This window comes from Sphingosinicella terrae, assembly GCF_003347635.1.
GTDB lineage: Bacteria > Pseudomonadota > Alphaproteobacteria > Sphingomonadales > Sphingomonadaceae > Allosphingosinicella > Allosphingosinicella terrae.
Window position 1 is genome coordinate 448549 of sequence record NZ_QDFY01000002.1, and the last position, 12822, is coordinate 461370.

At 68.5% G+C, this 12822-nt stretch carries 14 protein-coding genes; 3 read left to right on the plus strand and 11 right to left on the minus strand.

From position 1 onward, the window contains the following. Positions 1–195 precede the first annotated feature (195 nt). A complete protein-coding gene (locus tag DDE10_RS07580; RefSeq protein WP_114952120.1) occupies positions 196–663 on the plus strand; it encodes a D-Ala-D-Ala carboxypeptidase family metallohydrolase in 468 nt (155 codons plus the stop codon). A gap of 211 nt (positions 664–874) precedes the next feature. Further along, on the plus strand, positions 875–1930 hold the full coding sequence (locus tag DDE10_RS07585) for a calcium-binding protein (protein WP_162806431.1): 1056 nt from the start codon (positions 875–877) through the stop codon (positions 1928–1930). 241 nt (positions 1931–2171) lie between these two features. Here the strand turns inward: DDE10_RS07585 and DDE10_RS07590 are convergent, their stop codons facing one another. From DDE10_RS07590 to DDE10_RS07630, 11 genes are read right to left on the minus strand one after another with little or no spacing between them, the layout of a single operon-like run. Beyond that, the gene (locus DDE10_RS07590) at positions 2172–2927 is read right to left on the minus strand and encodes a hypothetical protein (protein WP_114952122.1); all 756 of its coding nucleotides are present in this window, start codon (positions 2925–2927) and stop codon (positions 2172–2174) included. Next, complete coding sequence (gene gspD / locus DDE10_RS07595; protein ID WP_162806433.1) at positions 2902–4878, minus strand: type II secretion system secretin GspD; 1977 nt, start codon at positions 4876–4878, stop codon at positions 2902–2904. The genes DDE10_RS07590 and gspD overlap by 26 nt, the downstream gene beginning before the upstream one ends. Further along, positions 4878–5459: a hypothetical protein gene (locus DDE10_RS23375; protein WP_162806435.1), complete on the minus strand. Its 582-nt coding sequence runs from the start codon at positions 5457–5459 to the stop codon at positions 4878–4880. Before DDE10_RS23375 ends, gspD begins: the two co-directional genes overlap by 1 nt. Beyond that, positions 5456–5983, minus strand: coding sequence for a hypothetical protein (locus tag DDE10_RS23380; protein ID WP_162806438.1), 528 nt, complete (start codon positions 5981–5983; stop codon positions 5456–5458). Before DDE10_RS23380 ends, DDE10_RS23375 begins: the two co-directional genes overlap by 4 nt. Continuing rightward, on the minus strand, positions 5980–7029 hold the full coding sequence (locus tag DDE10_RS07600; RefSeq protein ID WP_114952124.1) for a hypothetical protein: 1050 nt from the start codon (positions 7027–7029) through the stop codon (positions 5980–5982). Before DDE10_RS07600 ends, DDE10_RS23380 begins: the two co-directional genes overlap by 4 nt. Then, positions 7017–7589, minus strand: coding sequence for a PulJ/GspJ family protein (locus DDE10_RS07605; RefSeq protein ID WP_114952125.1), 573 nt, complete (start codon positions 7587–7589; stop codon positions 7017–7019). Before DDE10_RS07605 ends, DDE10_RS07600 begins: the two co-directional genes overlap by 13 nt. Next, complete coding sequence (locus DDE10_RS07610) at positions 7586–7984, minus strand: type II secretion system protein (RefSeq protein ID WP_114952126.1); 399 nt, start codon at positions 7982–7984, stop codon at positions 7586–7588. The genes DDE10_RS07605 and DDE10_RS07610 overlap by 4 nt, the downstream gene beginning before the upstream one ends. Next, positions 7974–8360 (minus strand): prepilin-type N-terminal cleavage/methylation domain-containing protein, encoded by a 387-nt coding sequence (locus DDE10_RS07615; RefSeq protein WP_162806440.1) that lies wholly within the window; start codon positions 8358–8360, stop codon positions 7974–7976. Before DDE10_RS07615 ends, DDE10_RS07610 begins: the two co-directional genes overlap by 11 nt. After that, complete coding sequence (gene gspG, locus DDE10_RS07620) at positions 8335–8775, minus strand: type II secretion system major pseudopilin GspG (protein WP_114952128.1); 441 nt, start codon at positions 8773–8775, stop codon at positions 8335–8337. The genes DDE10_RS07615 and gspG overlap by 26 nt, the downstream gene beginning before the upstream one ends. Continuing rightward, complete coding sequence (locus DDE10_RS07625) at positions 8772–9983, minus strand: type II secretion system F family protein (protein ID WP_114952129.1); 1212 nt, start codon at positions 9981–9983, stop codon at positions 8772–8774. Before DDE10_RS07625 ends, gspG begins: the two co-directional genes overlap by 4 nt. Continuing rightward, positions 9980–11626, minus strand: coding sequence for a GspE/PulE family protein (locus tag DDE10_RS07630; protein WP_114952130.1), 1647 nt, complete (start codon positions 11624–11626; stop codon positions 9980–9982). The genes DDE10_RS07625 and DDE10_RS07630 overlap by 4 nt, the downstream gene beginning before the upstream one ends. Here DDE10_RS07630 and DDE10_RS07635 point away from each other — a divergent pair. Next, entirely contained in the window at positions 11625–12593 is a 969-nt protein-coding gene (locus DDE10_RS07635; protein WP_162806442.1) for a hypothetical protein, read from the plus strand. The genes DDE10_RS07630 and DDE10_RS07635 overlap by 2 nt on opposite strands. Positions 12594–12822 lie beyond the last annotated feature (229 nt).

The window sequence follows — 12822 nt, forward strand, 5'->3', positions numbered from 1 at the left end:
GGCATGATCGAGGGAGGCCGGAGCAAGGCCCCGCCAAGTCATCGCCGTCCCGCCCGGCGCGGCTTCCTGTTCGGCGCGTGGCGGAAGAACAGGTGCGGCAGTGCCTGATGTCGTCCGCGCGCGCCGGCAATTCATCTTCGGGCCGTTGCCGTCCCGACCCTCGGCTGTCATCATGACGGCCGAAGGGGGAAGGCCATGGCAAACGAAAAGCTGACCGAGCATTTCTGGCTGAACGAGCTGCTCGTCTCTTCGACTGCCGACCGGCTGGGCATCAAGAACACGCCGACCGACGCTCATCTGGCCAATATGAAGAAGCATCTGGCGCCGGGCCTCGAGAAGGTGCGGGAGATTTGCGGCAACCGCCCGGTCACCGTCACCTCGGCCTATCGCAACCCGAAGATCAACAAGCTGGTCGGCGGCACCCCGACCAGCGCCCATCCGCAGGGCCTCGCCGCCGACATCCGCATTTCCGGCCTGTCCGCGTTCAAGACCGCCCGGCTGATCGCTGACGCGATGGCGGACAGGCGGATCAGGATCGACCAGCTCATCCTGGAGGGCGGCCGCAACGTCGTCCATGTGAGCTTCGACCCCAAGGCCCGGATGATGCGCGGCAGCCAGCCCGGCGGCCCGGGGACGTTCATCGACTGGGATTTCTTCGACTGATCCGGCCGAAGTGGCGGTGAGGATGGGGTTGTGTCGAAGTCATCCGCGGCAATCATAACTAGAGAACCGTCGTTGTTCTCGCTTTGCTGCGCGCTAACCTCCGTGCTTGCAAAGGCAATATCGTTCGGTCACTAAACGGCTAATGCCGGCGTTGGGGGTGGCAGCAGGGGGGGCATTCCAGAATATGAGCAAGTTTATAGTGTTGCCTATAATGGGCGCTTTGATCGTGGCCACGGCTGTCCAGGCCAGCGAAACGGTCACCTATACTTATGACGCGCTGGGGCGTCTGGTGAAGGTGGATCATTCCGGGACGGTCAACGACGACCTGGTCTCCAGTTATCAGTATGACGCTGCCGGCAACCGAACGCTGGTCCAGGTGACTTCGCTCAATTGCCCGGTCGGAATTCTCGACGGACAGACGCTAAATGGCACGGTGGAAGACGACGTACTTCAGGGCGGCGCCGGTAACGATTCCCTCTACGGGTCGAGCGGCAATGACCGGCTCTACGGGCACGACGGCGATGACCTGCTCACCGGCGCCTGGGGCTTCGACGAGCTTTACGGCGGAACGGGTTCCGATGCTCTCTACGGTAATGATGGGAACGACCAGCTCGACGGCGGCGCTGGGGCCGATTGTATGTCGGGTGGGGATGGCCATGATGTGTATGTCGTTGACAGCGTGAATGACGTCACCCTGGAAGGGGGGTCGAGTGGCAACGACACTGTCGAAAGCTCGGTCGACTATGGCCTGCGCACTCATATCGAGCGCCTGGTTCTCACCGGCACGGCAGGCATCGACGGGCGTGGGAACACCGGAGACAACGTCCTCACCGGAAACAGCGGCGCCAATCTCCTGAACGGAGGTAGGGGAGACGATCGAATCGACGGCGGCGCCGGGAACGACCGCATCTACGGAAGCGAGGGAGATGATAGTTTGACGGGTGGCTCGGGAAATGACGACTTTCTCTTCAATACAGCGCCCGAAGCCGACAACGTGGACAGGATCTACGACTTCTCGCCGGGGAGCGACCGAATTCGCATCGCTCGCTATGCCTATACTGCGATCGGAGCGCTGGGAACGCTTGATTCGGCGCGCTTCCGGATCGGAACTGCTGCCGCCGATTCCGATGACCGCATCATCTACGACCCGACGTCGGGGCAAGTCTATTACGACCCAGACGGCAGCGGCGCCGCCGCCGCCATTCACTTCGCAACGGTCAATCCGGGCACCGCGCTCGCATACGCAGATTTCAACGTGTACGATTGAGTGTGCTACGACGCCTTGTCGGCCAAAAACGTCTGAAGCAAATCTGTGAAGGCACGGCGCCGTGTCTGCTCGCTGATTCCGCGGGCGATGGAGCATCTTTGCCTGGCCCGCTCGCGGCCACGTCGTGCGAGCGCGGTGCGCCTGCAGCCTTGCGGAGCGGCCATCGGTCGCCACTCAAAACGTAGTTCGAAGACCGTTACTGAGTACCGTCAAGCGTTCCGATCGCATCACAGACGTGAGCCTAAGTCGAGCAACTTGTCCCAATACGCCAGTCCGACACAATCAAAGGCTGAGCTAGAAGTCCCCCAGTTCGCATTACGACACTCAATGATCGTCCGCCTTGCGCCGAAGCCTGGATGCTGATGGGAGCGCCCGGGGACAGCGACGCAGGCGGTCCAGGGGGCGTGCCAGGGCGCCCGAGCAGCGCGGCCAGATCCGGCGTCACGAAGGCGGGCTCGGGCTCCGCCCGACCAGAATACACGGTAAAGTAGCTCTCAAGGCAATCTGGGCGGTCCCCGCTCCGGCTGCGTGCCGCGAGCAGCCGTGCCTCGTCCATCGATCGCAAGGGTGTCCTCTCCTCTCGCCGCGCGCGGAGTGCCTGCACGAAGGCTGTCCGCGGCGCGGCCTCCCAACCCAGTCCTGCTAGCACCCGACCGACCAACTCGAGCTCGGCCGCATTGAGATCGAGTTTTCCGCTTTCGCTGCCGATCCGCACCCGCACAGGGACGTCGCCGATCCGCACCTCCCGCTCTATCGGCACGGACGCAAAAGGGCTGCGGTTGCCGTTGATCACCAGGTCCGCCGCCACCGTCTCCACCGCCGCCTCCAGCGCCAGGTCGCTCCGCAGATCCTCAGCTTCGCCCGCCGCTGAGGTCGCCGTCACCAGGCTTCGAGCGAGCAGCAGCGCCGCCACCGCGCCGCACAGGATCAGCAGCCACATCGCGGTGACCAGGACGAAGCCCTGCTCTCGCTTATTGGGGCGGCGGCAGTCGGCCACTGGCCTGTCTCTCCGTCGCCTGCTCGACCAGCGGTGCGGTCCGGTCGAGGCCATCGATGACCGCGTCGACCACCGCGCCCACGTCCTGCGGCGATCGGATCACCGTGGGCGTCAGCAGGATGATCAGTTCGGTCCGGCCGCCATTGGTGCCATGTGTGCCGAACAGAGCGCCGATGACCGGGATCTGGCTGAGCCCGGGAATTCCGGAGCGGCGCCGCGTGATCCCTTCCCGGATCAGTCCACCCAAGGCGATCATCTGTCCTGACCGTGTCGCCACCGTCGTCGTGATCCGCCGCTGCTGGATGGTCGGCGAGTTGATCCCGGAAGTCGTCGTCTCGGTGACGTCGCTTACCTCCTGAGCGATGTCGAGGATGATGGTGCCGCTGTCATTGACCCTGGGGGTGACGTTGAGGATGACGCCGGTGTCGCGAAGCTCGATCGTGTTCACCAGCGGCGCGCCCGGCGCGGACACACCTTGCGCCTGCTGGATCACGATCGGCACCTGGTCGCCGACCTGGAGCGTCGCCGGCTGGTTGTTCAGCACCATCAGCTTGGGCGCAGAGAGCACGCGGACCTGCGTCCGCGACTGCAGCGTGTTGAGCACCGCCTGCGCGGTCGAGCCGATCACCGACACGCTGAAGCCCGGGAAGATCGGCGCGGGAGTCCCGCTCGACATGCTGCTGTTGCCGAAGGTGAGGTCGCCGCTCGATCCGGCGAAATTGACTCCGTAGCGGAGGTCGTCGGTCAGTGTCACTTCGGCGAGCGTCGCCTCGATCAGCACCTGCGCTACCGGCTGGTCGATCCGTTCCAGCGCCTCACGGATGAACTCATATTCCTCGCCATTGGCATAGATGAGCAGTGAGTTATTCTCGTCGTTTGGCACGATCCGCGGTCCCTGCGCGCCTGGCTCGGACGCGGCGGCGGGCGGGGGCGGGGCTGGTTCGGGCTCCGGAGCTGTTGCATCAATGCCGGGGATCGGCACCCGTTCTTCGCTTTGCGTTGCACGAGGGACGGGTCGCCGCCGCTCCTGAGGTGCCGGCTCGTCGCTGGTGGCGATCGATCCCAGCACCAGCTGCAGCGACCGGGCGATGTCGCGCGCGCGGCCATTCTGCACGGCATAGCTGTGCAGCCGCCGGCGCCCGGAGACGCCGGCATCGAGGCGGCGTATCCACGGCTCGATTCGCTCGATGTCCGATCGGTTGAGCGCGATCACCAGTAGGGCCCGCAGGCGGGGCAGGGGCACCAGCCGCACTCTGGTTCCGAGGATGTCGAAGGGCGGCTGGAAGATCCGCTCCAGCTCGTCTGCGATGGTGCCGGCATCTACATTCTCGAGTCGGACCAGCTCGAAATTCATGCCGGCGAGGCTGTCTACATCGAAGCGCGCAATGAGCGCGCGCGCCGCCTGGCGCTCCTCCGCGGTACCCGCGATCAGGAGCTGGTTGCGCGCGGCATCGGTGCCGACGACGGCATCCTCGCCGAGGAACTGTTCCACCAGCCGCGCCACCTCTTCGGCTCCGGCATTCTGAAGAGGCACGATCTCGGAGGCGAAACCGGCGACCTGCGACTCCGCTCCGTCTGCCGGAGCGACGGGTGCGCGGCCGCGCGCCTGCGCGCGTGGCACGATCCGATAAGCGGGTCCTTCGCGGATCACCACCGCTCCAACGGAGCGCAAGGCGCTCTCGAGCAACGGCAGCAGCGAGTCGCGCGGGACGGGCTGCCGGGTGCGCAAGGTGACGTTGCCGGTGACGGCGGGATCGACGCTGTAATCAGCCTCCAGCATCGAACCGAGCACCGCGTCCACCACCCGGCGCACGTCGGCATCGACGAAGGCGAGCGAGTAGACATCGCGGGAGGAAGGGCGAGCGGCGCTTTCCTGGGCCGGGATGCCCGATGGCGCGATCAGGGGAAGCAGGACGAGCGCGGCGGTGAGCCGCGCGGAAAGACGGACCATCAAGGATTCCTGTCGGAGGGAGGAGGCGCGACCAGGCCGCCGTCGAGGCTGCCGGAGGCGCGCGCCGGTACGGCCGGCGGAGGCGGTCGCGGGATGGGCGGTGCCGTGCCGGCGGGGCGGTTGGCGAAGTCGAGCCGAGCGCTGTGGCGTTCGCCGTCGCGCTCGAACACCGCCTGGTCGCGGCTGATCGCGACCAAGGTCCAGCCCTCGATCGTCCCGCCGCGCGCCAGGGTCAGCGTCTCGCCGGCGGCGCCTCGTGCCAGCGCGACCGCGCGTCCTCGGCCGCCGATGACAAGCCCAACCAGAGTCGGCGGCGGCGCCGGCGGTGGAGCCGCCTCGGCGTCGGCGCCGGTTGGGTCCGCTGCGGCGGCTTCCGGCTCCGGCGCTCGGCCAAGCGAAAAGGGAGGGGCGGTGAGGGCATAAGCGAGGCTGCCGGGTGCGGTGACCGATACCTGGACCGGCGCCGGCAAGGGCGGCAGGATATCCGGCTCCGCCGCGCCCCCGACGAGGCGAAGGGGCAGCATGATCGCGGCGGCGGCGGCAAGACCGACGCCCACCCAATGCGCCTTGAGCAGGCTCATCGAGGCGCCTCCCATGCGGCGACGGCGACGGCGTCCAGTCGCAGGCCGCTCGCCTCGCCTTCGAGGCGGCCGATCCGCCAGGCGCGGAGCCGGATGGCTGGCGGGTCCCTCTCCAGCCGCTCGACGAAGTCAAGGATCCGGCTTTCCGCTCCCTCGACGACCACCGCCACCCGCACCAGTCCGGGGTTGGATGAATCTTGCGGCGCCGGCTCGATCTGGGACGGGACGATCTCGGCGGAGGACGCCGCGGTAGCGATCCGCGCCTGCGCAAGTTCGGCCGCCGCCGCATGACCAGGCGCGCGCAGGGCCATCCCTTCCGGGAGGGGCGTCGGCTCTGGTGGCGAGGGGCGATCGCGTAGCGCCTCCAGTCGGGCCGATCGACTCCGCGCCTGTTCGAGCCGGGCCAGGGCGTCGCCGACGGCTGCGGTCATCGTCTCGATCGCGGTCAAGGCGAGGAGCAGCGCCAGCACGAGGATGCCGAGCGCGATGATTCTTCGGGAAAGGGGCGAGAGCGTGCCGATCATCGCGGCATTCCCGCAAAGCTCAACCGAACCGCTTCGCCATCGATCGGCGCGACGTTCGCTGAATGAACGCTGGCGAGCAGTTCCGATTCCGCCACGGCGCTCTCCAGCGCCGCGCGGTCGGTGGTCTGCGCCTCGAAGGTGAACCGCCCATCATAGTGCCGCTCCGCGCTGACCGCGAAGGCACTGTCCGGCAGGCCCAAGGCGAGGCCCTCGATCAGGCTGGTCGCCGAGGGCAGCTCGAGCACGATCCGCAGCGCGCTCCGGGTCTGCGCCTCGCGCGCTAGCGCCCGCTCGGCCGCGAGCCGAGGCGCCAAGTCCTCGTGGAGCGCGAGCGCATGGCGTTCCTCGACCCAGGCGAGCAAGGTCGCCGCCGTCCAGCTGGTCGCCGGAATCGAGGCGAGCAACAGCGCCGCCAGCACGGCGGCGTGCCTGCGCTGACGGCGCTCCGGAGTATGACTGCCGTCGGCGCCGCTCGCCAACTCGATCGTCTCGACTCCGATGCGCGCGACCATCGGCGGCGGAGCCATCGCCCGGGCCTCGAACAAGGCGGCCACCGCCTCGATCCGTTCGCGTCGCGCCATGGCGACGGCCACCTCGAGTTCGCGGCCGGATTCACCGACGATCCGGCAGGACCAGGCAAGCTGCTCCGGATTCACCGGCGCGATCTGGCCAAGGCGGAGCGAGACGGCGGTCCGCAGCCTTCCGCGTGCCGCGGCGGGCAAGGTGAGACGGGTGACGAAGACGTCCGGCGGCGCCAGTACGATCCGCGCGCGCGTTCCTGCGACAAGTGTGTGAAGCTGGCTCCACCCCTCCGCGTCCAGTTCCTCGAGCGGCCGTTCCTCGACATGCCGTTCGCCGAGCCCGTCCCGCTCGACATCCACTATCGTCCCAGCGCGCGCCGGCTCTATCTCGGCGCGAGGGACCGGCTTCGTCCAGCGTCGGACCGCTTCCGGCGCGGCAGAACGCAGCTCCTCCGTCCACCAGCCCCAGAACTGGCGCGCCGACGCCATCAGCGAACGGGGAAGGGCGACGTTCACGGTCGGCATGTCATGGATATCGGGTCGAACCGGCAGCTCCCGTCGCTGTCGATCCGCGGCGCCGCCGAGATGCGGCTGATCGTCTCCCCGTCATCGAGGCTGAGCGTGACGAGCAGCGGGAGGCGGCGCGCCGAGCCGGCTGGCGCCGGGACATAGTCGAAACGTATCGCCCTGTAGCCCTGGGCGACCGGGGCCTCGCGCGCCGCTGCGCGCCAGGCGACGCCATCGTCGACGGGCGCGAACCGGGCGACGAGGCTGCGATCGCCGCCATCCTGGACGACCGCGAGCGTCATCCGCAAGGGGCCGGCCGGGCCGGCCGCCAGCGGTGGTGGCACGATCAGGCTGAGATGGTCGGCATTGCCCTCGAAGCCCTCGGGCTGCGCCTGCTCGATCAGCGCTTCGAGGCGCGGCGCCGCCAAAGCCAGCTGCTGCCGCCTTGCCTGGCCGGCAGGCTCCGGCAGCAGCCGAATGACGGCCGCGAGGTTCCATCCGATCGCAACCAGCAGCATCGCCCCGATCACCAGGGCGGCGAGCAGCTCGACGATCGTGAATCCCTCTTGCCGGCTCATGATGCCGTCACACGCTTGAGCTTGCGCGCCTCCGCCTCGATCAGCCGATGCCCACTCCCGCTTGCGACGACGACGCCGACGCCGGAGAGGACCCAGAGACCGCGAGGGTCGCTCGCAAGCGGTCGCTCCGTCATGGTCCAGGAAAGTTCGCCTTCGACGCCCTGCGCGCGCCCGGGCGCGTACGGAGCCGCCACTCGTGTTGCGAGCAGGTGGCGCGCCAGCATCACCGCATCGGCCGTGGCGGCGGCCTTCGCCTCGCGGTCGCGGGCAAGGAGGGCGCCGTTCATGACGATGGCGAGCAGAAACCCGGTCGCGACCAGTGCCACCAGCACCTCGACCAGCGTGAAGCCGCCCAGAAGCGTGGCGGTGGAATGGCGGCGGAGACTAAGGCGCATCGGCCGTCGCTCCGCTGAGCCAGTCGACCGATAGCGCCGGCCGCCCGGCCAGCAGCACGGTCCCGCCGTTGGACGAGCCGTCCGGATGGAAGACCAGAGCCATCTCCCGGCCGAACACCGGGTCGGTGAGCGCGGCCGCGGCGTCAACCTCGGCGGGAACGAGCCGCACGGCCGCTCCGCTCCGCATCGCGTCGCGGCGCGCGGCAGCAATGCGGGCCTGGAGCGCAGTCACCGTCCGCTCGCGGTCGATACGGCCTGGGCGGCCGGCGAGCCGCCCCGCAATCAGCGCCGCCGCCAAGCCGAGGATGACCAGCACGACCAGCATCTCCATCAGCGTGAAGCCCGCCTGCTTACTGGCCCATCGAGATGTCGGCATCCTCGCCATTCCCCCCCTCGCGGCCGTCGGCGCCAAGGCTCGTCAGCGTGAACGATCCATTGCCCTCGGCCAGCCGATAGAGGACGGGCCGGCCCCAGGGATCGTTCAGCTGGGTGTCGGCGCGGACATAGGGCCCGTTCCAGGTCGGCAGCTCCGCGGGGGCCTGCCAGAGCGCCGCCAGCCCCTGCTCCGCGGTCGGAAAGGCGCCATTGTCGAGCTGATAGAAAGCGAGGCTGCGATTCAGCGTCTCGAGCTGTATCCGCGCCGCCTTGCCCTTGGCGCTTCCCATCAGCCGCGAGACCTGCGGGATCGCCACCGCCGCGATCAGGCCAATCAGGACGAGCACGACGAGCATCTCCATGAGCGTGAATCCACCCTCGCGGCGTGCGCCCTTTCTGCCTTTGCCGAGCCTCATCCTGCGAAATCCCCCAGTGAGAAAATGCCGAGCATCACGCCGGCGACGAGCAAGGCGACCAGTCCGCCGAGCCCGACGATCGCGATCGGATTGGCGAGCGCCACCGCCCGCTCGATCCGCGCCCGCGCCGCCGCGCCGAGAACCGCGCTCGCCTGGATCGACGTCTCGGCCAGCCGCCCGGTCCGCTCGCCCACCTCCATGAGCCGCACGGCCGTCGCCGGGACCAGCTCGTCCCTGCCAAGCGCCGACGAGAGCCGCTCGCCCTCGCGCACGCGCTGCTCGACCGCGGCCAGATGCCGCCGCCAGCGGTCGCTGCCGATCGTTTCGCGGGCGAGCTGGAGCGCGCGCACCACGGCGACGCCATTGTCGAGCAGGGTTCCGAGCAGACCGCAAAACTGCCCCGCGAGATATTGGTCGCGCAGGCCCAGCCCAGGCACCAACCGGCGGTGGCGCTGGATCCAGGGCTGCAGGCGCCCCGAACGGAGCAGCAGCACCGGTGTTGCCAACAGGAGCACCAAGGCGAGCAGCAGCTCCAGGCCATGATCGATGGTCAGGCGCGACAGCGCCAGCACGGCCCGGGTCAGCGCCGGCAGCCGCGCCTCCGATCCGGCGAAGAGCGGCTCGAACTGCGGCACGACCAAGGTCAGCACCAGTCCCAGCGCGAACAACGTCGCCGCCAGGACAGCGGCCGGATAGGTGAGCGCGGTCGCCAGCTGCCGCCGGGTCGCGGCGGCGAGGGCCATCCGTTCGGCCACCGACTGCAGCGCGTGGCCCAGCCGCCCGGCCTGCTCGGCAGCGCGGATCACGCCGGTGACGAAAGCGGGAAAGGCTCCGCGCGCTTCCAGTGCAGCGGCGAGCCCGTCGCCGGCGCGGACCCGGCTCAGCGCCTCGGCCAGCAGCTCGCGCTGCGCCGGCCGCGCCATCTGGTCGCGCAGCAGGTCGAGCGAGCGGTCGACCGGAAGCCCCGACTGAACGAGCGTCGCGAGTTGGGTCAGGATCAGCGACTGGTCGGGGAGGCTTAGGGTGCGCCTCAGCCGCACCGGCTGGTTCAGCCGCTCGACCAGTGTCGGATCGCCCCGACGGATGTCGATCACTTCATGACCGTCGGCGGCTAGCCGGACGAGCGCACTCTGCTCGCTCGACGCCTCGATCCGGCGCCAGTCGCTTCGGCCCTCGGGGGTGACGACAAGGCAGCGATAGCCGGTCACGCCGCCTGCACCGCCCGGCGCATCTCTTCCATCGTCGTGCGCCCCGCCGCGACCAGGGCCAGGCCGTGACCGAGCAAGGTCTCTGCCGGAGGCCGCTCCGCCTGCGCCGCCTCGACATCGCCATCGCGGATCCGGCCGCGCAGCGCCTCGTCGACCTCGACCACCTCGATCATCGGCAGGCGGCCGCTATAGCCGGTGCCGCCGCATTTCGCGCAGCCCTGCGCTTGCGCCAGGTTTTTCGGCGCTGGCAACCCCGCTTCCTCGAACATCCGCCGCTCGGATGCCGAAGGCGCTCGCTCGCCGCGGCAGGCGGTGCAGACCGCCCGGATCAGCCGCTGCGCCACCGCGGCGATGACGGTCGAGGCGGTGAGATAGGGCTCGACCCCGATGTCCGCGAGGCGGGTGAAGGCGCCAAGGGCGTTGTTGGTGTGGAGGGTCGACAGCACCAGATGGCCGGTGAGCGCCGCGCGAAGCGCGATCTCCGCCGTCTCCTGATCGCGTATCTCGCCGATCATCAGGATGTCCGGGTCCTGGCGCAGGAAGGCGCGCAAGGTCTTGGCATAAGTGAGGTCGATCTCGGGCCGCACCTGGACCTGGTTGACGCCTTCGATCACCACCTCGACCGGATCCTCGACGGTGAGGATCTTGACGTCGGGCCGGCGCAGACGGTTGACCGCGGCATAGAGCGTCGTCGTCTTGCCGCTGCCGGTCGGGCCGGTGACCAGGATGATGCCGTGCGGCCGCTCGATCGCCCGCAGCAAGGCGGCGAGCGCCGGCTCGGGGAGGCCGAGCTTCTCAAGGTCGAGCGGGACGCTGCTTCGCCCGAGCAGGCGCAGCACGACGCTTTCGCCGTGGGCGACCGGCGCCGTCGCGACGCGCACGTCGATATCCTGTCCCCGCACCGTCAGCCGCAGCCGTCCATCCTGCGGCAGCCGGCTCTCGGCGATGTCGAGCCCCGCCATCACCTTGATCCGCGACGCGATCGGCCCAGCCAGCGCGCTCGGCAGCGTCTCGACCTCGTTGAGGCGGCCGTCGATCCGGTAGCGGACCGCCACCTGCCGGACCATCGGCTCGACATGGACATCCGACGCGCGCCGGTCGACCGCGCCGGCGAGCAGCCGCTGGACGAGGCGGATCACCGGGGCTTCCGACTCGCCGTCGAGCAGGCGCTCGAGATCGTCGGACCAGTCGTCCGCGCGCTCCGCCATCTCTTCACTCACCGCGTTGCCGAAATGCGCGGTAATCACCTCCTGGATATCCGAAAGGGATGCGACGCTGATTTCGATCGACTCGGCGCCGGCGGCGAAGGCGAGTCCGGACAGGCCTTCCTCGTCCCCCGGATCGCCAGCGGCGATGCGCAGCACCCCGCCGTCCAGCGCCATCGGCAGCAAAGCGTGCCGCTGAAGGAAGGCTGGGTTCAGCCCATCTATCTCCACCAAGGCCGCCGGCAGGGACTCTCGATCCAGCAACGCGGCGCCGCTGGCCGCAGCCATCGTCTCGGCGACGTCGGCTTCGGAGGCCAGGCCGAGTTGCACGAGCGTCGACGGCAGGCGGCCGCCCGTGCGGCCCCTCATTTCCTCGGCACGAGCGAGTTCCGCCGGCGTTACTATGTTCCTGTCGAGCAGAAGCTCGCGGAATTCCATGTCAGATCCCCCGATTCGCCTTGCCCGCGGCGAATCCCGGCGGTCATACAAGCAGGTCCCACGCCAAAATAGAATATCCCTTTGCGACGAGCGGAGAATCAATTTTCGCTTTGCTTTCAGAAGCAAGCATCTATCCTGCGCCGCCGGGGGCGCCGTGGCATTCGTTCGTACAGAGACTTGGGACAGCCGTTACGCCAGCGTCGCGAAGCCGGCATCCACGGCCGAGCGGCCGTTTCCCCGGATTTCGACGCTTGTCGAAACGAGGATCAATCGATCTTTCGCCGTCTGTTCGACGTTGCTCATCCATCTTTTCCTGCTCTGGCTTCTGTTGACGAAGCTCACTGACGAGCCAGGCGCGCCCGGACCGCAGGCGCCGCCGGTGAGGATGCTGGCGCTTTTCGATGTCTCCGAGGCTTCCCAGGCGCCCCGGGCAACGGGCCGCGAGGCGCCGGTCGCCCCCATTCCCGCGTCCCCGCCGGACGTTGACCTGAGCGCGCCGTCCGAGTTGCCGCCACCCGAATGGGCGATTGTTCGCATGCCGCCCGAGCCCACGCCGCCATCGGTCACTCAGCCGGTGCCGATCCATGCCGAGCCGGCGCCCTCTGAGACCGGCGCGGGGCAGGGGGCGGCCTCCGCCTATGATCCCTATGCGGGCGCCACGCCGATGCGTCGAGAGGAGATGACGCAGCGCGCCGGCGCCGCTGGATCGTTCGATCTCGACGGGGAAGCTTTCGAGCGTCTGGTTCGCCGGCTGACGGAGCGACGCGGCGCGCGCGGAACGGCGGAATTCGTCGTGGAGGTGGATCCCTCGGGGCGCATCGTCGGGGCGACCCTGCTCGGCGGTACTGCCTCCGAAGAGGTGAAGGCGGTGGTTCGCGATGCCATTGTCGGCGGCATTCTCTTCCGTCCGCACCCGGCGGCGAGGCAGCGACAATGGGTCCGGTTGCCTACGATCAGCCTCGGTTAGAACGGCGCGTCCCGATAGGCCAATAAGATCCGAGTGTTTGGAGATCACTACTCAGTGTAGCCTTGACGACACCTCAACACTATGTTCGTGAGTCCCAGAACGCTAAATTTTTTTACCAAGATCGGGGGTTCTGGTGGCAGGATCCCCGCACGAAACGAAGACCCGAGCCTATCCGTCGCGGAATCCGCTGAAATACGTGTTTAGATCTTATCCTGCGCGCCCGTACGGA

What these genes read in the sequence shown, in the direction of transcription:
- DDE10_RS07610 (WP_114952126.1), bottom strand. Translation starts at nt 7,984, where the DNA reads ATGCGCCTTAGTCTCCGCCGCCATTCCACCGCCACGCTTCTGGGCGGC.
- gspD (WP_162806433.1), bottom strand. Translation starts at nt 4,878, where the DNA reads ATGGTCCGTCTTTCCGCGCGGCTCACCGCCGCGCTCGTCCTGCTTCCC.
- DDE10_RS07580 (WP_114952120.1), top strand. Translation starts at nt 196, where the DNA reads ATGGCAAACGAAAAGCTGACCGAGCATTTCTGGCTGAACGAGCTGCTC.
- DDE10_RS23375 (WP_162806435.1), bottom strand. Translation starts at nt 5,459, where the DNA reads ATGAGCCTGCTCAAGGCGCATTGGGTGGGCGTCGGTCTTGCCGCCGCC.
- gspG (WP_114952128.1), bottom strand. Translation starts at nt 8,775, where the DNA reads ATGAGGCTCGGCAAAGGCAGAAAGGGCGCACGCCGCGAGGGTGGATTC.
- DDE10_RS07605 (WP_114952125.1), bottom strand. Translation starts at nt 7,589, where the DNA reads ATGAGCCGGCAAGAGGGATTCACGATCGTCGAGCTGCTCGCCGCCCTG.
- DDE10_RS23380 (WP_162806438.1), bottom strand. Translation starts at nt 5,983, where the DNA reads ATGATCGGCACGCTCTCGCCCCTTTCCCGAAGAATCATCGCGCTCGGC.
- DDE10_RS07615 (WP_162806440.1), bottom strand. Translation starts at nt 8,360, where the DNA reads ATGCCGACATCTCGATGGGCCAGTAAGCAGGCGGGCTTCACGCTGATG.
- DDE10_RS07600 (WP_114952124.1), bottom strand. Translation starts at nt 7,029, where the DNA reads ATGCCGACCGTGAACGTCGCCCTTCCCCGTTCGCTGATGGCGTCGGCG.
- DDE10_RS07630 (WP_114952130.1), bottom strand. Translation starts at nt 11,626, where the DNA reads ATGGAATTCCGCGAGCTTCTGCTCGACAGGAACATAGTAACGCCGGCG.
- DDE10_RS07585 (WP_162806431.1), top strand. Translation starts at nt 875, where the DNA reads ATGGGCGCTTTGATCGTGGCCACGGCTGTCCAGGCCAGCGAAACGGTC.
- DDE10_RS07635 (WP_162806442.1), top strand. Translation starts at nt 11,625, where the DNA reads ATGTCAGATCCCCCGATTCGCCTTGCCCGCGGCGAATCCCGGCGGTCA.